Source organism: Caballeronia sp. EK (assembly GCF_014384845.1).
GTDB classification, from domain to species: Bacteria; Pseudomonadota; Gammaproteobacteria; order Burkholderiales; family Burkholderiaceae; genus Caballeronia; species Caballeronia jiangsuensis.
The window spans coordinates 606,653-627,077 of sequence record NZ_JACSUE010000004.1 but is presented as its reverse complement, the minus strand read 5'-3'; the positions used below and the strand labels follow the sequence as shown (position 1 = coordinate 627,077).

23 protein-coding genes are annotated in these 20,425 nt (G+C 64.8%); 10 read left to right on the top strand and 13 right to left on the bottom strand.

The window, feature by feature from the left end; genetic code table 11:
- Positions 1-12 precede the first annotated feature (12 nt).
- Positions 13-1,539, bottom strand: a complete 1,527-nt coding sequence (locus IAG25_RS15135) for an AMP nucleosidase (protein ID WP_187605562.1) — start codon at positions 1,537-1,539, stop codon at positions 13-15.
- Positions 1,540-1,770: 231 nt separating this feature from the next.
- Here IAG25_RS15135 and IAG25_RS15130 point away from each other — a divergent pair, with 231 nt between their 5' ends.
- The 3 genes from IAG25_RS15130 (at position 1,771) to IAG25_RS15120 (ending at position 4,099) form a co-directional block, all read left to right on the top strand.
- A complete protein-coding gene (locus IAG25_RS15130; protein ID WP_187605561.1) occupies positions 1,771-2,181 on the top strand; it encodes a hypothetical protein in 411 nt (136 codons plus the stop codon).
- A gap of 118 nt (positions 2,182-2,299) precedes the next feature.
- Entirely contained in the window at positions 2,300-3,268 is a 969-nt protein-coding gene (locus IAG25_RS15125) for a homoserine kinase (RefSeq protein ID WP_187605560.1), read from the top strand.
- 9 nt (positions 3,269-3,277) lie between these two features.
- Complete coding sequence (locus IAG25_RS15120; protein WP_187605559.1) at positions 3,278-4,099, top strand: BPSS1780 family membrane protein; 822 nt, start codon at positions 3,278-3,280, stop codon at positions 4,097-4,099.
- Between the two features lie 115 nt (positions 4,100-4,214).
- Here the strand turns inward: IAG25_RS15120 and IAG25_RS15115 are convergent, their stop codons facing one another.
- Together IAG25_RS15115 and IAG25_RS15110 are read right to left on the bottom strand one after the other, a co-directional pair.
- Positions 4,215-4,388 carry a DUF3563 family protein gene (locus tag IAG25_RS15115; protein WP_187605558.1) on the bottom strand — a complete coding sequence of 58 codons (174 nt, stop codon included), beginning with the start codon at positions 4,386-4,388 and terminating at the stop codon, positions 4,215-4,217.
- A gap of 139 nt (positions 4,389-4,527) precedes the next feature.
- A complete protein-coding gene (locus tag IAG25_RS15110; protein WP_187605557.1) occupies positions 4,528-5,685 on the bottom strand; it encodes an extracellular catalytic domain type 1 short-chain-length polyhydroxyalkanoate depolymerase in 1,158 nt (385 codons plus the stop codon).
- 332 nt (positions 5,686-6,017) lie between these two features.
- On the opposite strand from IAG25_RS15110, the gene IAG25_RS15105 reads away from it, so the two are divergent.
- On the top strand, positions 6,018-6,704 hold the full coding sequence (locus IAG25_RS15105; protein WP_187605556.1) for a phosphatase PAP2 family protein: 687 nt from the start codon (positions 6,018-6,020) through the stop codon (positions 6,702-6,704).
- 28 nt (positions 6,705-6,732) lie between these two features.
- Here the strand turns inward: IAG25_RS15105 and IAG25_RS15100 are convergent, their stop codons facing one another.
- Together IAG25_RS15100 and IAG25_RS15095 are read right to left on the bottom strand one after the other, a co-directional pair.
- The gene (locus tag IAG25_RS15100) at positions 6,733-7,557 is read right to left on the bottom strand and encodes a TOBE domain-containing protein (RefSeq protein ID WP_187605555.1); all 825 of its coding nucleotides are present in this window, start codon (positions 7,555-7,557) and stop codon (positions 6,733-6,735) included.
- Between the two features lie 45 nt (positions 7,558-7,602).
- Positions 7,603-9,093: a CHAD domain-containing protein gene (locus IAG25_RS15095; protein WP_187605554.1), complete on the bottom strand. Its 1,491-nt coding sequence runs from the start codon at positions 9,091-9,093 to the stop codon at positions 7,603-7,605.
- Positions 9,094-9,270: 177 nt separating this feature from the next.
- Between IAG25_RS15095 and IAG25_RS15090 the strand changes: the two genes are divergently transcribed.
- Both IAG25_RS15090 and IAG25_RS15085 read left to right on the top strand, forming a co-directional pair.
- Positions 9,271-10,857, top strand: coding sequence for an inorganic phosphate transporter (locus IAG25_RS15090; RefSeq protein ID WP_187605553.1), 1,587 nt, complete (start codon positions 9,271-9,273; stop codon positions 10,855-10,857).
- A gap of 312 nt (positions 10,858-11,169) precedes the next feature.
- Positions 11,170-11,328, top strand: coding sequence for a DUF3309 family protein (locus tag IAG25_RS15085; protein WP_035502384.1), 159 nt, complete (start codon positions 11,170-11,172; stop codon positions 11,326-11,328).
- 87 nt (positions 11,329-11,415) lie between these two features.
- Here the strand turns inward: IAG25_RS15085 and IAG25_RS15080 are convergent, their stop codons facing one another.
- Entirely contained in the window at positions 11,416-11,727 is a 312-nt protein-coding gene (locus tag IAG25_RS15080; protein ID WP_187605552.1) for a hypothetical protein, read from the bottom strand.
- A gap of 17 nt (positions 11,728-11,744) precedes the next feature.
- On the bottom strand, positions 11,745-11,969 hold the full coding sequence (locus tag IAG25_RS15075) for a hypothetical protein (RefSeq protein ID WP_187605551.1): 225 nt from the start codon (positions 11,967-11,969) through the stop codon (positions 11,745-11,747).
- Positions 11,970-12,236: 267 nt separating this feature from the next.
- On the opposite strand from IAG25_RS15075, the gene IAG25_RS15070 reads away from it, so the two are divergent.
- The 3 genes from IAG25_RS15070 (at position 12,237) to IAG25_RS15060 (ending at position 13,771) form a co-directional block, all read left to right on the top strand.
- Entirely contained in the window at positions 12,237-12,509 is a 273-nt protein-coding gene (locus tag IAG25_RS15070) for a DUF2866 domain-containing protein (RefSeq protein ID WP_187605550.1), read from the top strand.
- Positions 12,510-12,602: 93 nt separating this feature from the next.
- Positions 12,603-13,040 (top strand): MbcA/ParS/Xre antitoxin family protein, encoded by a 438-nt coding sequence (locus IAG25_RS15065; protein ID WP_250484324.1) that lies wholly within the window; start codon positions 12,603-12,605, stop codon positions 13,038-13,040.
- On the top strand, positions 13,040-13,771 hold the full coding sequence (locus IAG25_RS15060) for an RES family NAD+ phosphorylase (protein WP_187605634.1): 732 nt from the start codon (positions 13,040-13,042) through the stop codon (positions 13,769-13,771). The genes IAG25_RS15065 and IAG25_RS15060 overlap by 1 nt, the downstream gene beginning before the upstream one ends.
- Before the next feature lie 22 nt (positions 13,772-13,793).
- Here IAG25_RS15060 and IAG25_RS15055 read toward each other — a convergent pair whose 3' ends face one another.
- The 5 genes from IAG25_RS15055 to IAG25_RS15035 form a co-directional block, all read right to left on the bottom strand.
- On the bottom strand, positions 13,794-15,155 hold the full coding sequence (locus IAG25_RS15055; protein WP_187605549.1) for a DNA topoisomerase IB: 1,362 nt from the start codon (positions 15,153-15,155) through the stop codon (positions 13,794-13,796).
- Positions 15,156-15,184: 29 nt separating this feature from the next.
- Positions 15,185-15,922 (bottom strand): metallophosphoesterase, encoded by a 738-nt coding sequence (locus IAG25_RS15050; RefSeq protein ID WP_187605548.1) that lies wholly within the window; start codon positions 15,920-15,922, stop codon positions 15,185-15,187.
- 153 nt (positions 15,923-16,075) lie between these two features.
- Complete coding sequence (locus IAG25_RS15045; RefSeq protein WP_187605547.1) at positions 16,076-17,305, bottom strand: cytochrome c; 1,230 nt, start codon at positions 17,303-17,305, stop codon at positions 16,076-16,078.
- On the bottom strand, positions 17,302-18,897 hold the full coding sequence (locus tag IAG25_RS15040; RefSeq protein WP_187605546.1) for a GMC family oxidoreductase: 1,596 nt from the start codon (positions 18,895-18,897) through the stop codon (positions 17,302-17,304). The genes IAG25_RS15045 and IAG25_RS15040 overlap by 4 nt, the downstream gene beginning before the upstream one ends.
- A gap of 42 nt (positions 18,898-18,939) precedes the next feature.
- Positions 18,940-19,431 carry a sorbitol dehydrogenase family protein gene (locus IAG25_RS15035; protein WP_255503710.1) on the bottom strand — a complete coding sequence of 164 codons (492 nt, stop codon included), beginning with the start codon at positions 19,429-19,431 and terminating at the stop codon, positions 18,940-18,942.
- Positions 19,432-19,515: 84 nt separating this feature from the next.
- Here IAG25_RS15035 and IAG25_RS15030 point away from each other — a divergent pair, with 84 nt between their 5' ends.
- Positions 19,516-20,172 carry a DUF1345 domain-containing protein gene (locus tag IAG25_RS15030; protein ID WP_187605544.1) on the top strand — a complete coding sequence of 219 codons (657 nt, stop codon included), beginning with the start codon at positions 19,516-19,518 and terminating at the stop codon, positions 20,170-20,172.
- A gap of 10 nt (positions 20,173-20,182) precedes the next feature.
- Here IAG25_RS15030 and IAG25_RS15025 read toward each other — a convergent pair whose 3' ends face one another.
- Positions 20,183-20,401, bottom strand: coding sequence for a hypothetical protein (locus IAG25_RS15025; RefSeq protein ID WP_187605543.1), 219 nt, complete (start codon positions 20,399-20,401; stop codon positions 20,183-20,185).
- Positions 20,402-20,425: the final 24 nt, after the last annotated feature.

The following is a 20,425-nucleotide window of genomic DNA, read 5'->3' as shown; positions in this document are numbered from 1 at the left end:
AGTTCAGCCGCGTCACTGAAACGCCACTTCCGCAAAGCTCCGCAACTTGCGCGAATGCAACTTCGACAACCCGTTTTCGCGCAGCAACTCCATAGCCTTCACCCCGATCTGCAAATGCTGATCCACCTGCGCGCGATAAAACTGATCGGCCATGCCGGGCAGCTTCAGTTCGCCATGCAGCGGCTTGTCCGACACGCATAGCAGCGTCCCATAGGGCACGCGGAAACGGAACCCGTTCGCCGCGATCGTCGCACTTTCCATGTCGAGCGCGACCGCCCTGCTCTGCGACAGCCGACGCACCGGCTCGCGGTGATCGCGCAATTCCCAGTTGCGGTTATCGACGCTCGCGACCGTGCCCGTGCGCATCACGCGCTTCAAGTCGACGCCTTCGAGTTTCGTCACTTGCGCGACCGCGCGCTCCAGCGCAACCTGCACTTCCGCGAGCGCCGGCACCGGCACCCACAGCGGCAGATCGTCATCGAGCACGTGATCCTCACGCACATAGCCGTGAGCGAGCACGTAATCGCCCAGACGCTGCGTGTTGCGCAAGCCCGCGCAGTGCCCGAGCATGATCCACGCATGCGGCCGCAACACCGCGATGTGATCCGTGATCGTCTTCGCGTTCGACGGCCCCACGCCGATATTCACCATCGTGATGCCGCTGCCGTCCGCCCGCTTCAGGTGATACGCGGGCATCTGCGGCAGACGCGCGGACGCCGTGCCCTCCTCCGGCTGCTCGCCGAGGTTCGCGTTATACGTGACGACATCGCCGGGTTCGACAAACGACGAATACTCGCTGCGATACGCGCGCGTTTCCTCGTCATCGGCGCGCGACATCATCGTGCGGCCGAGCTTCACGAATTCATCGATATAAAACTGGTAGTTCGTGTACAGCACGTAGTTCTGAAAGTGCGTGGGCGACGTCGCCGTGTAGTGTCTCAGCCGATGCAGCGAGAAATCGACGCGCGCTGCCGTGAACAGCGCAAGCGGATGCGGCTCGCCCGGACCCGGCTCGTACGTGCCGTTGACGATGCGATCGTCGAGCAGCGCGAGATCGGGCGTATCGAAGATGTTTCGCATCGCGAGGAGCCGGTCGCGATCGAGATCGCCTTCGAGATGAATGCCTTCGGCAAACGCGAAGTGAATCGGAATCGGATGCGCGGACACACCCACTTCGAGGCCAACATGATGGTTCTTCGTGAGCAGTCGCAATTGCTCGCGATAGTAATCGCCGAAGAGATCGGGACGCGTGAGCGTCGTTTCATAGATGCCCGGGCCCGCCACGAAACCATACGAGCGCCGCGAATCGATCTGCGTGTTCAGTTCGGTACGCACGCGCACGAACGGATAGCACGCGCGCACGCGATGCGTGAAGCGCTCGTTGCGGCGATAGCGCGCGAACGCATCGCGCAAAAATGCGGTATTCGCTTCATAGATCGACGAAAGGCGCGTGACGGCCGCAGCGGGATCATCGAAGGATTCGGTCGGAAAATCGTTGGCGGGTGTGCCTTGTGTGCTTTGAGTCCGGTCGTTTGTCATGATCTTGTGTGTTCTTCAAATGCCCTCGTAGTGAATCGACATTAACACGGAAGAATGCGCGAACCATGAAGTCCCTCTTTGTGTGAGTGCGTGCGATCACACCTCGCAACACCTTTTTGGTTTCCGAAGTCAAAATTCGCGAAACCAGCGCAAAATAAGGCGTTGACCTAGCGCGAGTCACTGAGTCCGCAACCGTTTTGTTAGAATCCGGCCATCGCCTGGAGAACCATCATGAAGCCGCACCTTTGCGCCGCCGCCGCGGCAGTCCTCGCCGCAACAAGCTTCGGCGCATTCGCGCAGCCGGCACAGCAGGCCGGCAGCACGGCACCCCAACCGGCGACCCAGAAAATGTCGCCGGAAGAAGCCGCTGGCCTTCCGGATCTGAAAGCCATCAATCGCCCGCCCGCGAATGTCAGCTCGAAAGTCGAGATTTCGCCGCCGCGCACGCCGAGCTATCACGAACTGAGCACGAACGGCACCGAAATCACCGAATTCCGCGACAAGGGCAAACCCGTCGAAATCGATGTGCATTCCAATTTCGGCACGCGCTATCAGATGAGCGCACCGGCCGACACATCGCCGCAAGTGCGCGACAACGGCAAGGCGAGCACGCGCCTGCCATCGATCAACCTGCATTACTGATCCCGTATCGCTCTCGGACCCGCTCTTTCCGGGCGGGTCGCGGCACTGTGGCTCCTTGCCCGGCGCCTCCGTTCACAGGCCTCTTCCCGGCCGTCCAACCTGACCGACGCTTTCCCGCATGGCCGTCTTCACTCCCGTCACCAACGCCGATCTCGGCGACTGGCTGCAAGACTACGATCTCGGCGATGTCGTCGAATTTCGCGGCATCCAGTCGGGCATCGAGAACAGCAACTTTTTTCTCACGACGACGCACGGCGAGTACGTGCTCACGATCTTCGAGAACCTCACGGCGACGCAGCTACCGTTCTATCTCGATCTGATGCGGCATCTGGCGTCGCATCGCGTGCCCGTTCCCGATCCGATGCCGCGCCGCGACGGCTCGCTCTTCGGCATGCTGCACGGCAAGCCCGCGAGCATCGTGACGAAGCTCGAAGGCGCGCCCGAACTTGCGCCGACGCCCGCGCATTGCATCGAAGTCGGGCAGATGCTCGCGCGCATGCATCTGGCGGGCCGCGATTTTCCGCTGCATCAGCCGAATTTGCGCAGTCTTTCGTGGTGGCAGGAGAAGGCGCCCTCGATCGTCGATTTCCTGAGCCGCGAACAGCGCGAGCTGTTCGAGAGCGAACTTGCGCATCAGGCGGCGTTCTTCGGCTCGGCGGATTACGCGTCGCTGCCCGATGGCCCGTGTCATTGCGATCTGTTCCGCGACAACGTGCTGTTCGCCCACGGCCGCGAGCACGCGCGGCTCGGCGGTTTCTTCGATTTCTACTTCGCGGGCGTCGACAAATGGCTCTTCGACGTCGCCGTGACCGTGAACGACTGGTGCATCGACCTCGCCACGGGCACGCTCGATTCGGCGCGCGTCGATGCGATGCTGCGCGCATATCAGACCGTGCGCCCGTTCACGCCCGCGGAGGAGCGTCACTGGAACGACATGTTGCGCGCCGGCGCGATGCGCTTCTGGGTTTCGCGCCTTTTCGACTTTCATCGCCCGCGCGAAGCACAGATGCTGAACGCGCACGATCCCGGCCACTTCGAACGCATTCTGCGCGAACGCGTCAAAGCCGCTTCTCCCGTAAATCGATAACCTAGCCACATGCGACTGATCGAAGTTCCCGCCAAGACCGGCTACGTGTGGTTCCGTCAGGGCATCTGGCTGTTCCGCCGCAACCCGTTTGCGTTTCTCACGGTGTTCTTCGCCTACTTGTTCGTGATGACGCTGATCTCGCGCGTGCCGCTCCTCGGCCCGCTCCTGCCGTTGCTCTTTATTCCGGGCATCGCGGTCGGCTTCATGGCGGCGTGCCGCAACACGATCGCGGGCAAGCCCGTCTGGCCGACCATACTCGTCGACGGCTTCCGTTCGTACGGCAGCGTCGTCGCGCGGCGGCTGCTCGCGCTGGGCGCGCTGTATATCGTCGCGATGGCGGTGATCTTCACGGCATCGGCTCTCGTCGATGGCGGCACACTGCTCAGCATCATGATGGGCGACGGCCCGAGCGGCGATCCGGAAACGGTCGCGGCGAACTTCAGCCCGTTCGCAGTGCTCGTCGCGATGGGCTGCTATGTCCCGGTCGCGATGCTGTTCTGGTTCGCGCCGATCTTGGTCGCATGGCACGACGTGCCGCCCGCGAAGGCGCTGTTCTTCAGTCTCGTGTCGTGCTGGCGCAACCGCGGCGCGTTTATTTACTACGGCGTGCTGTGGATCGCTATCGCGCTCGCGGTGTCGTTCGGCCTGACCGCGCTGATGCAGGCGCTCGGCGCGGGTCAGGAAATGGCGCTGGCGGTGCTCATGCCTGCTTCGATCATCGTCACGACCGCGCTGTATTGCTCGTTCTACGCGACTTATCGCGGCTGTTTCGGCGTGCAGTCGTCGGACTCGCCGGACATTCCGGACGCGACCGGCACGCCCAACGCCTGACTGTGTGCCGCATCTGGCGGCGTCGCAAACGAAAATGCCGGCTCGAAAGCCGGCATTTTGCATTTACATCCCGCAGTGACGCCGAAACCGACTGGCGCACTTCAAACCGAAAAACTTAGTTCGACATCCACGACGGGTGACGAGCGATCGCACGCCGATCCAGCTTTTTCATACGATATTCGAGATCGTAGATGTCCGTGGCTTCGGCCAGATAGGCGTCGTCGCGCGCACGATCGCGCTCGTCAGCGGATTTGGTAAGGAACAGGAAAATGCGGCTAATCAGGAACATGGTGGACCTCGCTTGAATACTGGGGTTACTACCTATGAAACCGATTATAGGGTAATCCCTTATCAAACACCAGCCCTAACCGCTAGAAGATTGATACGAAAGACTAATTTGCAACACCTGAAACGCTGGGCGGCGACCTTCAGGCGACATACGCATCGCGCGCAGCCTCGCCGGGACGCCGCTGGTGCTTGAAGAACTCCCACATGACCGCGGCCGAATCCGGCCCCTTGGACGAATGGAACGCAACGGTATCGTCGCCACCGGCCCATGAATGCCCGAGGCCGCGCACGATCGACGTCTTCACGACGCGCCGGCTGTTCTTGAAGTAATCGGTCACGACGCCGTCCGGATGCTTTTCCTCGCGCGCCTCGCCCGCGCGGCGATTGCCCGCCGCATCGATGAAACCGTTCAGCCGCAGAAACTGTTTCGCCAGTTGTGCGGCATTCGCTGCCGTCACCACGGAATCCAGCTCACCGTGCACGATGATCGCGGGCATGCCCGGATAGTCGCGGACGTCGACAGCAGCGTCGATCAGCGCGACGGGATCGCTGCGCGCGCCACGACGCATCACGTCCATCGCACCGATGGCCGAGCGCGCCTCGCCGAACACCACGCCCGAATGCAAGCCGACGGCGGCGAACATGTGCGGATAGCGCACGGCGAGCAGCGCCGCGAGCCCGGCACCGGCGGACATCCCCGCGACATACACCCGCTCCGCATCCAGATCGTGCTGCTCGACGACCGCATTCACCAGCGATACGACCGACGCCGCCTCGCCGCCGCCGCTTCCGGCATCGTCATACCAGCGCCAGCAGCGATGCGCGTGATCGTGCTTCGACTGCTCGGGAAACAGCACGGCGAAACCGTATCTGTCGGCGAGCAGATTGATGCGCGTGCCTTGCGCGAATTCGTCGGCGTTCTGCTTGCAGCCGTGCAGCATCACGACGAGCGGCATCGGCTCGGACCCGGCTTTGGGCGGCATATAGAGCGCGTACGACATGTGATTCACAAAGCGCCCGGCCGTGGGCGGCGCCGAGTGGTACGAGCGCGCCCACTTACCGCGCGCCCACGCCGACGCACGCGGACGAACGCGCGATTCACGCACCGCCGGTCGCGCGGCGGCACTGGGCGCGACCGTCGCTTTCGCGGCCGTGCGTGGCTTGAGTTTCGATTTGGTGGTCTTCACGCGCGCGGGCTTGGCCGCCGCGCGGGGCTTCGGTGAGCGAATTGCATCCACCTGGCCGGCGACCAGGCGTCTCAAGCCGCGCAACCAGAGCTTGGTAAGGCTTTTTGACATTGGGCTGGGTCCTCCACAAACGTGCAATCGGATGACGCGTCGAAACGCGTCGGGTTGTGCAGTGCACAATAGCACTAAACCGCGTTGACGACGCGCGCCCCGAACTCACATATCGGGATGAATTAACAGCAATTCAACAAAAAAGCCAAAATTAAACGAAAGTTACGCGATGTAACGGGCAGACTGCTCGGGCGATTGGCGCATAATTCAGCATGATCCCAAGCGTTATACTGCTATAAATTTGCGGCGTCGCATTTGACGTGCTTCCGAAGTCGCGGGCCATTTCTGGCGTGGCTGCCGCACTGCAGCAACCCTCATTCCCAAGAGTAGCAATGAACGTGGATTTATCTTTTTCCGCCTGGATTTTCGTGACCGCGCTCGGCAGCGTCGGCGTGATGGGACCGGTGGCGCTCATCGTCGCCGCGTGGCTCGCGCTCGGCTATCGCTGGAAATACGCCGGCGCGTGGCTCGCGCTGCTCGGCGCGGCAAGCGGCCTCGTCGCGTTAAGCAAAATCGCTTTCATCGGCTGGGGAATCGGCGTGCGTCATCTCGATTTCACCGGCATCAGCGGACACGCGTTGATGTCGACGGCGGTTCTGCCCGTCGCGATCTTCGTCGCGCTCTTGCCCGCGCGTGGTGCAGTGCGCGCCATCGGCGTCGCGCTCGGTCTGATGCTGGGAATCTGGGTCGGCGTGTCACGCGTCGTGCTCGACGCGCATTCGGTCTCGGAAGTGGTCGCGGGCTGCGCGCTCGGCGCGGTGGTCGCGCTCGCGTTCGTGTGGATCGCGTGGCGGGCCGAGTCCGGCAAGCTCGCGCCCGCGCCCGTCGCCGCGAGTCTCGCGGCCGTCGTCGTGGCCCTGCATGGCGTGCCCGTGCCGACGCAGCACTGGATCACGGAAATCGCGCTCGGGCTGTCGGGCCACGAGCGTCCCTATGTGCGGGCGAGCTGGAAGGCGAAGACCTTTCGCGCGCCGGATCGCCGCACCGAACTGCCGCCGGAGCAACGCGCGGCCGCCTGATTCGGCCGCCGCGTTCAGTGCGCGCTGCTTAGTCGTTCACGCCGATGATCACGCTCGACGCCTTGATCACCGCCACGGCCTTCTGACCTTGCGCGAGGCCGAGCGTATCGGCGCTCTGGTTCGTGATGATCGCGGTGATGGTCGTGCCGCCGTCGAGCGAGAGCGACACTTCCGCATTGACCGCGCCCTTCGTCACGCTGGCAACCGTGCCACGCAATTGATTGCGCGCCGACAGCTTCGCGTTCGTGTCTTCCATCAGCATGACCCACGACGCCTTGATGAGCGCGAACGCATCGCTGCCTTCCTTCAGCCCGAGCGATTGCGTGCTCTCGTGCGTCACGACCGCGACGATCGTCTGACCGCCCGGCAAGCCGAGTTCGATTTCATCGTTGACCGCGCCGCGCGTGACTTTCGTTACCTTGCCGGCCAGTTGGTTGCGTGCGCTTGTTTTCATGCCTAGTCTCCCGATCAGTTGCCAATCATGGGCGAAGCCGTCGATGGCCGCGCCCGCCCGTTCCAGAAATTTTCGATGTTCGCGTTCGATCGTGCGGAACGTGTCGATGAGACGAAGCGCGGCCGGCGTGAGCACCGTGCCGCCGCCGCCCTTGCCGCCGACCGCGCGTGTCACGAGCGGCTCGCCGGCGAGGTTATTCATCGTATCGACTGCATCCCACGCGGCCTTGTAACTCATGCCGACGGCCTTCGCCGCGCCGGTGATCGATCCCGCGTCGCGAATCGCCGCCAGAAGCGCGATGCGCGCCGCGCCGCCGAGCGTCTCGGTGCCGCTTCGCAGCCATACGGAGCCGCCGAGTTCCAGCGGATCGCGCACGTTCGACGGTGCTGTCTTACTCATCTGTCGCCTTTGCGGACCGTGCCGGATCAATGAACGCGTGACGCATTATATCGATGCCTTCAGACGCGGACGACGCATCGAGCGAAGCAGCCGCTCGCCCTCCTGCGCGTCCTTCCTCGCCGACGCCGCGCCCCACGCCCGCGCGAAACCGCGCTGGTAATCGCCGGCTTCCGGAATCGACGCGAGCCGATCGGCGGCGACGGCCGTATCGTTCGCCTCGCCGAGCGCCGTCTGCAACTCGCCGAGCAGCTTCGCGGTGTCCTTGCGCGTGCGCCGCGACGTGACCGAGCGGAAGAATTCGAGCGCATAGCGCAGCCGCTTTGCATGAATGCGCACGCGATGTCGCTCATGCGCTTCGAGCGATGCGAGATCGGGCACGCGCGCGATGCGCCGGTAGTCCTTGCGGATGCGCTTTTCGGCATAGCTGACGAAGCGCGTCGGCGACTCGTCCTCTTGCGAGGCGAAGCGGGCGAGCCATTCGACGAACGCGAGCGTGAGACGCGCGTAGCGCTTCGACGCGAGCGCATCGCGCACCTTGTCCCGCGCGACGCGGCGCTTCACGTCCGCGGCGGCGATGAGCGTCTGCCAGCGCTCGGCGCTGTCGTCCGATTCGGCGTACGCGGGGAGCGTCTTGTCGACGAAAACGTCCCAGTCGCGCGCATCGGCTAGCAGGTCGCCGAACCACGTCAGATCCGGCGCGATGCGGGTGCTCCAGACATCATCGACATAATCGCGAAAGAGTTTCAGCAAAGTCTTGAGCCGCCGCTGCGCGACGCGCAACTGGTGCACGTGCTCGTCGCCGAGACCCGAGCGCGACGCCGCCGCGTTGCCGAACCACTGCCCCGCCACCGACGACGCGATCGCGACGAACGCTTCGCGGCGCGTCGCGGTGCGCGGAAGATCGAGCGTCGCCGCATACACCGGTTCCGCTTCCGACGCGTGCTCATCGTCCGGCGCGATGTAAAACGGCGCGGCATCGATCACTTCGCCCGCGACGCTGAAGACCGCATCGAGCGCACCGTTCACCGCCGGCGCCGCGAGCCGCAACGTCGGCGGCGTTTGCGCGGACGTTTCGAGCGTCGCGAGGATGTCCGCGCCGTTCGCGTCGATGCGCCATTCGATGCGCTCGACTTCGAGCTCGGGCGCAATAGCATCAGGCGGCACGACGGTTTCGGGCTCCGCCTGCCGATACGCCTTCGCAAGCGGCCCGCGCAACGCTTCGTCGGCTTGCGCGAATTCGATCAGCGATGCCGCCAGATCCTCGCCCGCAGGCCGCGCGAACGTCCGGTAACGCATGAAGCCTGGCATCGGCGCGCCCTCCGTCTCCACGGCGCATAGCGTGCGCGCGCCCTCCGCCGTTTCGACCGACAGCCGCCAGCCCGGCGCTTTCAGCGGAATCTCGCGCGTCGCGAAGCGCGTCGACAAAGGTGTCGCGCCCGCGAACGCGGCGATGCGCTGCAACGTCTCCGCGAGCGCGCAAATCGATCCGTCGTCCGATCGGCTGGATTGCAGCGTCACCTCGACCCACATCGTCATGAAGTCTCCCGGAGCAGTCTCGCGCCGCCCGTCAATTCATACGAAAGGCTTGTATTTCCCGATTCATGAAATCGACACACGCACCGGGAAACATGGCCATTTGAGCTTCTGAAACGCTTCTCGTCTGCTTTTTCACCTTCCGATACGCCCTCGCGCAAGACCACCCAAGGACGCGACATGAACCAGATTGCCTTTCCCCAATCACGAGAAGGCCGCACGCTCGGCCAGCGGCTCGCGCTGCTGCTTTTTCTGCTCGCCATCGGCGTGGGCGCCGTGTATTGCGTCCTGCATCTGCTCGAAGATCTCGCCCCGGTGCGCGAATCGTCGGTGTTTCCGTATGTCCTGCTCGGCGTCGCGCTTCTGATCGCGCTCGGCTTCGAATTCGTCAACGGCTTTCACGACACCGCGAATGCTGTCGCAACCGTAATCTACACGCACTCTTTGACACCAAACTTAGCGGTTGTCTGGTCGGGCGCATGGAATTTCATCGGCGTGCTGATTTCGAGCGGCGCGGTCGCGTTCGGCATCCTGCAACTGCTGCCGGTCGAGCTGATTCTCGGCGTGGGCAGCTCGCAGGGCTTCGCGATGGTCTTCGCGCTCCTCATCGCTGCGATCATCTGGAATCTCGGCACCTGGGCGCTCGGTCTTCCTTCTTCGAGTTCGCATACGTTGATCGGCTCGGTGATCGGCGTCGGCCTCATGAACCAGATGCTGCATGGAACCAATGGCACATCGGGTGTCGACTGGAGCCAGGCGATGTCGGTCGGCAAGTCGCTGCTGTTTTCGCCGATCATCGGCTTCGTCCTCGCGGGCTTTCTGCTCTATGTGCTGAAGCTCGTCGTGCGCGTGCCGGCGCTCTACAAGGAGCCGGAAAAGAACACGCCGCCGCCGTTCTGGATTCGCTGCCTTCTGATCCTCACCTGCACGGGCGTGTCGTTCGCGCACGGCTCCAACGACGGCCAGAAAGGCATGGGCCTCATCATGCTGATCCTGATCGGCACCGTGCCGACCGCCTACGCCCTCAACAAGGCCGTGACGGCGAACGAGACGCAGACCTTCGTCGCCGTGAGCCACAGCGCGTCCGACGTGCTGCAGCGCTACAGCAACGGCGCGGCGCCGGCAGCCGACGCGCGCGGCCAGGTCGAAAAGTACGTGCAGACGAAGACGCTCGCGCCGGACACGATCGCGTCGCTGAAGAGCGTGGTCGATTCGATCGAATCGCAGATCCGCCCGAGCCAGACGATCGCCGACGTACCGCAAGGCAACGTCCGCAACGTGCGCAACGAGATGTACATCGCGTCCGAAGCGCTGCGCATCATGGAGAAGCAGAAAGCGCCGGCCTTCTCCAGCGACGATGACGCCGTGCTCAACAACTACAAGAAGCAACTCGACCACGCGACCAAGTTCATTCCGACCTGGGTGAAGGTCGCCGTCGCGGTCGCGCTCGGTCTGGGCACGATGGTCGGCTGGAAGCGCATCGTCGTGACGGTCGGCGAGCGCATCGGCAAGACGCATCTGACGTACGGGCAAGGCGCGTCGGCGGAACTCGTGGCGATGCTGACCATCGGCGCCGCCGATGTCTACGGCCTGCCGGTCAGCACGACGCACGTGCTGTCATCGGGCGTCGCGGGCACGATGGCCGCGAACGGCTCCGGCCTGCAATGGCGCACGGTGCGCAGCCTCGCCCTCGCGTGGATCCTGACGCTGCCGGTGTCGATCGCACTCTCGGGCCTGCTGTTCTGGGCGTTCCGCGGCATTTTCTGACCGGTTCTTTGCGACGAACTGCACGGCGGCTTTCAGGCGCCGTGCAACTTTTGCCCGCCCTGCCTCGTTTCGCCTCTCCTTTTCGACAATCGTATGCTCACGCGGACGTTCCTTCGATCCGCGGAACGCCTTGTGCCACGGTCTTTCAGGCTTACTGGCACGACCGTTGCTCTTCTCCTCTCGTCGATCGCACATCTGATCGTGCCGGCGGCCACGAGCCGCCGTTCCCCTGGCGCATGACTGTCGATGACAGTTGGGAGGCTGCGCCGGACGCCGGTCCGTCCCGCGGTCATTTGAACAAGGAGAAGTCGAATGACGATCGGAACCATACTGCTGATCATCCTGATCCTGCTTTTGATCGGCGCCATACCTTCCTGGCCGCACAGCCGCAGTTGGGGCTACGGGCCGAGCGGGATTCTCGGCGTCGTGCTGGTCGTGGTGATCGTTCTGTTGTTGATGGGTCGGTTGTGACATAGCGCGGCCAGTCTGGCCGCAAAAGCAAAAAGGGGCGCTCCGTTCGGGCGCCCCTTTTTGTTGTTCGTGCCTCGCGCACGCGTTCTAGACGCGCATCACCTGCCCGTTCGGCTCGATCTTGCGCGGAATGACCGGCACGGCCGGCTTCGGCGACGCGGACTTCGGACGCGGCGTGGCGGACGGCTGCTCGATGGCGGCCCTGTCGGCGACCTGCTTCACCGACGTGGCGCTCTTGTGCTTTTTCCTGGCTGCGGCGGTCTGCGCGGCCGCGTGCGTCTTGCTCTTGCCCTTGACGGACTGTGCTTCGGGAGGATTCCAGACTTCCGTGTAGCGCTCGGCCGCAAAAAGCGACGACGAGCCGATCAGAAGGACGAGGATCAGGAATACGCGCTTCAAGTGATTCGCTCCAACGGTTAGTGGCCCGCTCTGCGCGAGAGGATGGCGTCTAGCGACTGCTCGGAGGTTTCCAGTTCGCGCAACGCGGCGTCGAGACGCTCGAGCGAGCGCGCGACGGAATGCCCGTCCTGCATGAAATCGGACTCGCCTCGCGTGGCGTCGAACGCAACGTTGACCGCGCGCGTCGCGCGCATGAAACGTTCGAGCGCAGCCGCTTCGAGCGGATCGTTGCGTGGAATCATCGGCAGGCTCCCTGTTGCAGACAAGCTGTACGAATATACAGTAAGCCGCCGCCACGGCAAACAGGCGGCACGCGGCGTGGTGAAAATGCCGAAGCACCTCTTGACCTGCGTTCGCGGCGTCTTTCGGCGGCATTTCGTCGCGGCTCGATGCGGCGTCGCTCGCGATTAAGTCGCCCTTAATTCTCACCCGACACACTCGTCTCGCGATCCGGCTCAATTGCCGCCGTCCGCATCGGACGGCCGGGTCATCACCGTGAGGAATGTGCCATGTCAGCCAACACTGCCGCGCGCCGAAGCTTTGCCAATCTCGCTCCGACGATGCGCAAACAATACGCGCTCACGCTGCGCGAATGCCGTCTGTCCCTGCCGGTCGAACCGTTGTGGGGACCGGCGTATCGCATGGTCGAATGGGTGCTGAAGAACGATCAGCGCGTGCAACGGCGCGTGCTTCCCGCCGATTGCACGCCCTCGCAGATCGCGGATGCGCTCAAGTCCCATGTGCCGGGCCGACGCTACGGTCCCACTGACGACGACGGCTGATCCGTCGCTGCGAGTCGAAACATTCATGGCATGCTTGTATTAATCCAAATGTGGACTAATATGTGAAACAAGTTCCTTTGGAGACTTAACGACATGTCCAACGCCGCTCGCGCCGAACTTGCGCCGGCCAGCCGCCATGTGCCGCGCCCGGCACTGGATTCGGGCGATCTCTCTGCCGCCGGCCTGCGCGCGTTCTTCAATATCGCGCGCGACTGGGAGCTTTCGGCCGAAGAGCAGATCACGCTGCTCGGTTCGCCCGGCCGCTCGACCTATTTCAAGTGGAAGCAGGACCCCGGATCCGCACGGCTTGCGCGCGACACGCTGGAGCGCCTGTCGCTGATTCTCGGCATCTACAAGGCGCTGCAGATCCTCTTGCCCGATCCCAAAGCCGCCGATACCTGGATCCGCCGCCCCAACGCCGCGCCGCCCTTCGGCGGCCATCCGGCGCTCGATCGCCTGCTGGCGGGCAATATCAGCGACCTCGTCGCCGTGCGCCAGTATCTCGACGCGATGCGAGGCGGCTGGGCGTGATGGGGATTGCATTCAGCAAGGACGAATCGAACTGGCGCGAACGGTGGCCCCACAGCTTTGTCGACTGGTCGCCTGCGTATCGCGTGATTCCAACGCGTTTTCCCGCCGTCAATCTGTTCGACCGTGTGGCGTCGCCGCAGGACTTCGAAGCGCTCTATGCGCTCGAAGCGATGACCAACGACCGCCTGCGCACCGAAGTCGGCGAACTCGACCTCGTGCCGGCCGACGAACGCTGTTTCGGGCCGGGTTGCGGGCCGATCATGGCCGCGTTCACGCATCTGAATCCGAACGGCAGCCGCTTTTCCGATGGCAGCTACGGCGTGTTCTATTGCGGCCGGGAACGGCAGACCGCGATCGCGGAGACGCGCTATCACGCCGGTCTCTTTCTCGCGGCGACGAACGAAGCGCCGCTGCGCCAGCAGATGCGCCTCTACACGGTGATGGCGCGCGGCGAAGTCGTCGATCTGCGCGGCGACGCGATCGTGCAGGCGGGCCTCGATCCGCGCATTCTCGCGCCGGACGACTACGGCCCGGGCACGGCGCTCGGGCGCGCGGTGCGTGCGGCGAGCGCGCCGGGCATTGCGTATCCGTCGGTGCGCGATCCGGAGGGCGAATGCCTCGCCGCGCTGCGCACGACGATGCTGCGCGACTGTCGGCACGCCGCGTATCTCGAATACAACTGGAACGGCGAGACGATCGACTATGTCTTCGAACTGAATCAGGTCGGCTGAGCGGGCAAACGTTTCACTCGTCTCAGCGGATCGCTATCGCCGTTTCGGTGCGCGTGCGCGCGAGCTTCTTCGAAGCCGGACGCGCCGCTTTCCTCGCCGGCTTCTTCGCGACATGTTCCAGCGCCTGCGCTGCCACGTTCTTGCCGCTCGCCTTCAGCCCGCCGGCGCGCGCCTTGCGGCTCGATTCCGATAGCAGCCTGGTCAGGCGCGCGTCGGCTGGCGCCTCGCCCTTGCGGTTCTTGCGCGCCGCCTCGCGCGTGCGGCGCTTCGCTTCCTTTTCGAGGAAAATCGCGAGCGCGGCCTCGTCGGTCTTGAGTCCGTGGCGGCGCGACGCGGACATCGTCTCGGCAAGCTCGCCAGCCTCGAACGCGTCGATCACCGCCGGATGCACATAGCACTTGCGGCACACGGCGGGCGTGTTGCGCAGCAGTTGCGCGACTTCCTTGATCGTGCCGACGATATGCCTGCGCGCCTCCGTCACAGTCTCCCATTTCAGCCGTCTGAGCGCCGCGAGCGCGAACACGCTGCCCGCCCACGTCCGATAGTCCTTCGCGGTGAAATCCGCACCCGTGATCTCGTGCAGATAGTCGTTGATATCGGATGAAGAGACGGTATGGCGCGTGCCGTCCGCATCGAGATACTGGAAGAGATCCTGGCCCGGCAAGTCCATGCAGCGTTTGACGATGCGCGCGACCCGCGTGTCGCTGACCGCGACATCGTGCTCGATGCCGCTCTTGCCGCGGAACCTGAACCTCAACGTTCCCGCCGATACTTTCAGATGGCGCTTCCTGAGCGTCGTCAATCCGTACGAGCGATTCTCGCGCGCGTATTCCTCGCTGCCGACGCGGATGAGGGTCGTGTCGAGCAGGCGCACGACGGTCGCGAGCACCTTGTTGCGCGGCATGCCGTCGAGTTTGAGATCGCGTGCGACGCGCGATCGCAGCTTCGGCAGCACGACGGAAAACGCGAGCATGCGCTCGTACTTGTTGGCGTCGCGGGTTTCGCGCCATTGCGCGTGATAGCGATACTGCTTGCGCCCGCGCGCATCGCGTCCGGTTGCCTGGAGATGGCCGCGCGAGTCGGGGCAGATCCAGACATCGGTATAAGCGGGCGGAACGGCGAGCGCATTGATACGGCGAATCTCGGCTTCGTCGTCGATACGCTTGCCTTGCGTGTTGAAGTACGCGAATGCGCCGTCGATCCAGTCGCGCGTATATCCGCGCCGCGAATCGTCCATGTAGCGCAGGCCCGGCGGCAAATCTTCCGGGCAGCCCTGCACGCCGCCCGTCAGAACGTCGCTGGCCCCGCCGCCTGTCTCGTTGTTCGTTCCGATTCTCGCCACCGCGCGCCTCGCCTGATTGTCGTTCGAGTCATGGCGATGCATCGAGCAACGTGCGTGCCGGCAGGAGAGAATCAGGGCAGCGCGAGTTCGCGCGCGCCTTCGGAGGCGGCCCAGCGCTCCTTCACGGACCAGCGCTCCTCGGTGCCGGCCTGAACAATCGTGAGCCGGCCTTCAGGCGCGAAAGCGCACGTATCGATGTAAATCTGCGAGCCGATCTGTTTTACCGCGCGCGTCGGCGTATGGCCGCAATAGGTCGGCGACAGGCCGAGCTGCTGCTGCGGGTCCGCGTGACCGAGCGCGAGTCCGCGGCCCCACAGAATCTGGCTGCGCACGTCTTCGTGGAACTCGCCGGCGTCGAGTTCGGCGTCGTTGCCGAAAAACTCCGCGTGCAGCACGTTGAAGCGCCGCTCACCCTCACCGACGATGCGCACGAGCGGCAGCTTCGCGAGCCGCGCGGCGAGCGCGGCGAGCTGATCGTCGGGGACCGTTTCGGCCCACGCGCCGCCGATCGCATACCACGACTGACGGCGCATCGTGCCTGCCGCCACGGAGATCAGCGAATCCTCGTGATTGCCGAGCACCGGATAGAACCACGGCTTGTCGATGAGATCGACGGCCGCGAGCGAGTCCGTGCCGCGATCGACCAGATCGCCGACGGAAAATAGCCGGTCCCGCGCACCATCGAAGCCGATTTCGCGCAACAGATAGCGCAGCGCATCCACGCAGCCATGCAGATCGCCGACCACGAAATCGCGGCCGATATCATTGGCAGGATGCCTGCAGACGATAGGATAGGTAGGACCATTCATGCGCCCATGATAGCGCTGCTCAATGACGGAATGTGAGTGCTGCCTCGCTTTTGCAAGCAGTCTGCAAGCCGCATCCACACTCGTTACAACGGCGTTACCGGCGCGCTCGAAGCACGCGTAAAAGCTGCCGCACGTGCTTGTCGGGAACCGTATTTATTGCGTCATCGAGCGAAGCTGAGCGACCGCTTTCGCATCGGTCGTCGCGCGTGGATCGCCGAACTGGCGCGTGAGGAAATTGCTCAATGCGGCGATCTGTTCGTCGGTCAGTTGCGCGGCGAACGCGGGCATCTGCGCGTAGGCATCGCGCGTCTGTCGATTCACGCCCCGCAGGATCACGAGGACGAGATTGCTCGTCGTCGCTGTGCCGAGTGCGCCGGTCACGCCGTCGTGGACGAGCGGGGGAAACGGCTTGCTGCCCTCGCCCGTCATGCCGTGGCAACTGGCGCACGCGGCGGCGTAGAGCCGTGCGCCGTCGGTGTCGAGCGCAGTGATGTCCGTGCGGGCTGGCCGGCCGAAGCTCGTGCGCGAGCGCGCGTCCTTCACCGCGACGGGCGGCAGCGCGCGCATATACGCGATCATCGCGCGCAGATCGGCGGTCGTCAGGAATTGCGTGCTCGTGGAGACGACTTCCGCCATCGGTCCGATGGCATAGGCGCGGCCGGGCGCGGCGCCGGTCGACAGAAAGCGCAGCAGTTCATCGTCGCGCCACGCGCCGATGCCCGCGACGCGCTCGGACGTGAGATTGCCGGCCCGCCAGCCCGCGACGGTCGCGCCGCCGAGTCGCTCGCTTCGATTCAATCCGCCGAGCCAGTTGCGCGGCGTGTGACATTCGCCGCAGTGCCCGAGCCCTTCGACGAGATACGCGCCGCGATTCCACTCCGCGCTCTTCGACGGATCGGGCACGAAGCGCCCCGGCGAAAAGTTGAACAGATTCCACAGCGTCATCAGCCAGCGCTGGTCGAAGGGAAACGCGAGCGTGTTGCGCGGCGTCGCGGCGCGCACGGGCGGCACGGTCGCAAGCCACGCGCGCATCGCGAGGAGATCGGCGTCGGAGAGCAGCGTGTACGCGGTGTACGGAAACGCCGGATAAAGCCGCTCGCCGTTGCGGCCGATGCCCTCGCGCATCGCGCGGACGAATTGCGCGTCGGTCCATGCGCCGATGCCCGTTTCGCGGTCGCTCGTGATGTTCGGCGCGAACACGTTGCCGAACGGCGTCGCGATCGGCCGGCCGCCCGCGAAAGGCCGCGCGGGATCGGCGGTATGGCAGCTCATGCAGCCGCCCGCGCGCACGAGATATTCGCCCTGAGCGGCTTTCGTTTGCGTTTTCGCGAGGCCAGGCAGACTCGCCAGCACGACGATCAGACACGCGAGCCGCGCGTTCATCGGAGCGAGGTTTCGATCGTGCCGGCGAGTCGCAGCGACAGCGCCGCGATCGTCAGCGTGCAGTTGACCGACCCGCCCGCCGGCATCACCGCGCTGCCGGCGATGAAAAGATTCGGATGATCGTGCGCGCGGCAGTCGGCATCGACTACGGAATCGTTCGGATCGCGGCCCATGATCGCCGTGCCCATGATGTGGCTGCTCGCGCCGAGCGAATCGTCGTATTCGATTTCGGTGCCCTCGAACATGCCGGCGATGCGCTCGAACTGCGCGTGCGTATCGGCGGCGCTCCTGCGCACGTAATCATCGATGGAATAGGCGATCTCCGGGCGCGGCAAGCCGAGCGCATCCTTTTGCGCCGACAGCGTCACGCGATTCGCGCCCGATGGCAATTGCTCGTGAAAGCTGCCGAACGTGAGCCTGCGCGCGCATTGCTCGCGGATCTGCCGGTCGAGTTCGCCGCCCGTCAGACCCCGGCCGACGAGATTCCAGGTGACGGCGAGCGTCGGCGCGGCGTTCGACAGATGTAGCTTCTTCGCCGCCTGCTGCGCGCGAAACGGGCCGTCGCGAAAATCGACGATCGAGCTCATTTCCACCGGCCCGCGCCCCGGCCACAGCGCCTCGTTCGCGAGAAAGCTCACGCTCGCGCCGGGATGATCCATCAGATTGCGCCCGACCTGATCCGAGCCGTTGGCGATGCCCTTCGGATAGCGCGCCGACGCCGACATCAAAAGCAGCTTGGGCGTTTCGATGCCGTTCGCCGCGATCACGAAGCGCCTGCCGGTGACGCGCGTGCTCTGGCCGTTCGGGTCCTTGCAGTGAATCGCGACGATGTCTCCGCGATCGTTCGCCTCGACGCGATACGCGACCGCCTGCGCGATCAGCGTCGCGCCCGCGCGCTCGGCCTTGTCGGCGTGCGTGGCGGCATGGTACAGCGCGCCGATCGGGCAAATGGGCATGCAATTGTTGTTGCCGCAGCACGCGGGGCGCGCATCGTACGGACGGCTGTTGCGCGCCATCGGCTCGGGCACGACGCGCAACGACTGCGCGCCGAGCACCTCGGCCACGCGCCGGTCCATCCATGAAAGCGGCAGCGCGCTCATCGGATACGGCGTGGAGCGCGGCGAGCCGAGATCGACGTCCGGGCCCGCGACGCCCAGCTCGACTTCCGCCTGCCCGTACCAAGGCTCCAGCGTCTCGTAGGGAAACGGCCAGTCGCGCCCGACGCCGTATAGCGACTTCACGCGAAAATCGGCGGGCAAGAGTCGCCACGCGGCGCCGCCCCAATGCCACGTCGTGCCGCCGACGAGCCGAAGATATTGCGGCTGATATGGCATCTCGCCGCGATCGATGAGATACGCGCCCGGATTCATCGGCTCGGGGCGCGGCGCGTGACGCAGAAGCGGATACGGCGCGCACAGGTCGCGCTTGTCGGCCACGCGGCGAAAGCTGTCGACGATCTGCCAGCGCGCGAGACGCGGCCCGGCTTCGAGCAGGATCACCGACGCGCCCGCCCTCGCCAGCCGATACGCGACGAGACTGCCCGCCACGCCCGACCCGACGACGACCACATCCGCCGAAGTGGAACCCGCCATGCGCGCGCCTTTGTCCTTGGTCGTGATACGGCGGTCCGGTTGTTAGGGCTTGCTCGCCCAGTCGGCCGGCTCGCCGCGGCAGTATGAGGGAATCGTGAGCATGTCGCCGACCGGATCGAACATCAGTGCGCGTTCGTACGCAACGACTTCGACATGCGGCGGCTCGCCGACGACGCCGAGATACCACGCACGCATCACCGCGCTCACTGTCTTCGCCAGTTCGGGATGCGTGGGTTCGAGCGCGGCGGTGATGATGTCGGTCGGCGTGCCGCCGTGCGTCGCGATCCATTGATTCAGCGCGGCGATCTTCGCGGCGAATCCGGGAATGTTGCGGGCGAGCGCGGCGTGCACGCGGTCGGCCAGAAGCGGATCGAAGCTCGCACGGCCGGTGAGTCGCGCCGATACCGCGAGAAACGTATCGAATCCGGGTGCGCGCGCCTGTTGAGCGCGCAGCGGCGGCAACGCCCACGCGGCGCACACGCCCGCCACGACGCCCCGCCGCATCACGAAAGACACGCGCTCAGACGCTTTCATGCTTTTCCTCAGGCTGCCGAAAGGTGGCCGGGCAATAATCGCAGGCATCGAGCGAAGCCTGGCTCTCATGCGGATAAAAACGAAATGAAGCAGATTCTCCCGCCCGTACTGCGCTACCGGCCGCGCGCCCTGATCGGCCTTCTGGTTGGTTGCGTCGTCGCCGCTTTGGTTCCGGCGCACGTGCGGCCGACCGCGCGGGCGCTGATCGGCTGGGACTCGGCGGTGTGGCTCTATCTCGTACTGATCTGGCTGAAGATGGCGACCGCGCGCCAGAGCGACGTGCAGGCGCTCGCCGAACGCGAGGACGAGAACGCCGCGACCGTCCTGATGGTCGTGAGCGTCGCGGCGATCGCGAGCATCGTGGCGATCGTCATGGAGTTATCGACCGCGAAGAACATGGGCTCCGGAGCGGTGGTGCATTACGTGCTGACCGGCGCGACGATGCTCGGCGCCTGGTTCCTGATCCCGACGATGTTCACCCTGCACTACGCGCGCCATTACTATCAGTCGCCGGACAACGATCCCGCGCTCAGGTTTCCCGACCGGCATCTGAAGCCCGATTACTGGGACTTCCTCTACTTCTCCTTCACGATCGCGGTCGCGTCCCAGACCGCCGACGTCGCCCTCGCATCGACAGCGGCGCGTCGCACGGCGCTCGCGCAGTCGGTGCTGTCGTTCTTCTTCAACCTCGCGGTGCTCGGGCTCTCGATCAACATCGCCGCGAGCATGGTCGGCGGCTGAAACGACGCTGTCACGCGCGCTCCATAAGCTCGTCGGATACGCCGTGTAAAAACGCGGCGCGCGCCGCTGTCAGTTTTACACGCGGCACGTTCGTGCCGTTTCGCCGGCGGTCTTTTAGTGCCATCGGCGCACATGGACGGGCTGCACCGTTCACGCGATCGGTCTCGTGGCACACCGATTGCTGCACTGCGCCAGTCAGTTCCGACGAAACCCCGATCAGCGCTCGCATGCGCGGCTTTTCGCCCGCACGTTC

What these genes read in the sequence shown, in the direction of transcription:
- IAG25_RS15135 (WP_187605562.1), bottom strand. Translation starts at nt 1,539, where the DNA reads ATGACAAACGACCGGACTCAAAGCACACAAGGCACACCCGCCAACGAT.
- IAG25_RS15130 (WP_187605561.1), top strand. Translation starts at nt 1,771, where the DNA reads ATGAAGCCGCACCTTTGCGCCGCCGCCGCGGCAGTCCTCGCCGCAACA.
- IAG25_RS15125 (WP_187605560.1), top strand. Translation starts at nt 2,300, where the DNA reads ATGGCCGTCTTCACTCCCGTCACCAACGCCGATCTCGGCGACTGGCTG.
- IAG25_RS15120 (WP_187605559.1), top strand. Translation starts at nt 3,278, where the DNA reads ATGCGACTGATCGAAGTTCCCGCCAAGACCGGCTACGTGTGGTTCCGT.
- IAG25_RS15115 (WP_187605558.1), bottom strand. Translation starts at nt 4,388, where the DNA reads ATGTTCCTGATTAGCCGCATTTTCCTGTTCCTTACCAAATCCGCTGAC.
- IAG25_RS15110 (WP_187605557.1), bottom strand. Translation starts at nt 5,685, where the DNA reads ATGTCAAAAAGCCTTACCAAGCTCTGGTTGCGCGGCTTGAGACGCCTG.
- IAG25_RS15105 (WP_187605556.1), top strand. Translation starts at nt 6,018, where the DNA reads ATGAACGTGGATTTATCTTTTTCCGCCTGGATTTTCGTGACCGCGCTC.
- IAG25_RS15100 (WP_187605555.1), bottom strand. Translation starts at nt 7,557, where the DNA reads ATGAGTAAGACAGCACCGTCGAACGTGCGCGATCCGCTGGAACTCGGC.
- IAG25_RS15095 (WP_187605554.1), bottom strand. Translation starts at nt 9,093, where the DNA reads ATGACGATGTGGGTCGAGGTGACGCTGCAATCCAGCCGATCGGACGAC.
- IAG25_RS15090 (WP_187605553.1), top strand. Translation starts at nt 9,271, where the DNA reads ATGAACCAGATTGCCTTTCCCCAATCACGAGAAGGCCGCACGCTCGGC.
- IAG25_RS15085 (WP_035502384.1), top strand. Translation starts at nt 11,170, where the DNA reads ATGACGATCGGAACCATACTGCTGATCATCCTGATCCTGCTTTTGATC.
- IAG25_RS15075 (WP_187605551.1), bottom strand. Translation starts at nt 11,969, where the DNA reads ATGATTCCACGCAACGATCCGCTCGAAGCGGCTGCGCTCGAACGTTTC.
- IAG25_RS15070 (WP_187605550.1), top strand. Translation starts at nt 12,237, where the DNA reads ATGTCAGCCAACACTGCCGCGCGCCGAAGCTTTGCCAATCTCGCTCCG.
- IAG25_RS15065 (WP_250484324.1), top strand. Translation starts at nt 12,603, where the DNA reads ATGTCCAACGCCGCTCGCGCCGAACTTGCGCCGGCCAGCCGCCATGTG.
- IAG25_RS15060 (WP_187605634.1), top strand. Translation starts at nt 13,040, where the DNA reads ATGGGGATTGCATTCAGCAAGGACGAATCGAACTGGCGCGAACGGTGG.
- IAG25_RS15055 (WP_187605549.1), bottom strand. Translation starts at nt 15,155, where the DNA reads ATGCATCGCCATGACTCGAACGACAATCAGGCGAGGCGCGCGGTGGCG.
- IAG25_RS15050 (WP_187605548.1), bottom strand. Translation starts at nt 15,922, where the DNA reads ATGAATGGTCCTACCTATCCTATCGTCTGCAGGCATCCTGCCAATGAT.
- IAG25_RS15045 (WP_187605547.1), bottom strand. Translation starts at nt 17,305, where the DNA reads ATGAACGCGCGGCTCGCGTGTCTGATCGTCGTGCTGGCGAGTCTGCCT.
- IAG25_RS15040 (WP_187605546.1), bottom strand. Translation starts at nt 18,897, where the DNA reads ATGGCGGGTTCCACTTCGGCGGATGTGGTCGTCGTCGGGTCGGGCGTG.
- IAG25_RS15035 (WP_255503710.1), bottom strand. Translation starts at nt 19,431, where the DNA reads ATGAAAGCGTCTGAGCGCGTGTCTTTCGTGATGCGGCGGGGCGTCGTG.
- IAG25_RS15030 (WP_187605544.1), top strand. Translation starts at nt 19,516, where the DNA reads ATGAAGCAGATTCTCCCGCCCGTACTGCGCTACCGGCCGCGCGCCCTG.
- IAG25_RS15025 (WP_187605543.1), bottom strand. Translation starts at nt 20,401, where the DNA reads ATGCGAGCGCTGATCGGGGTTTCGTCGGAACTGACTGGCGCAGTGCAG.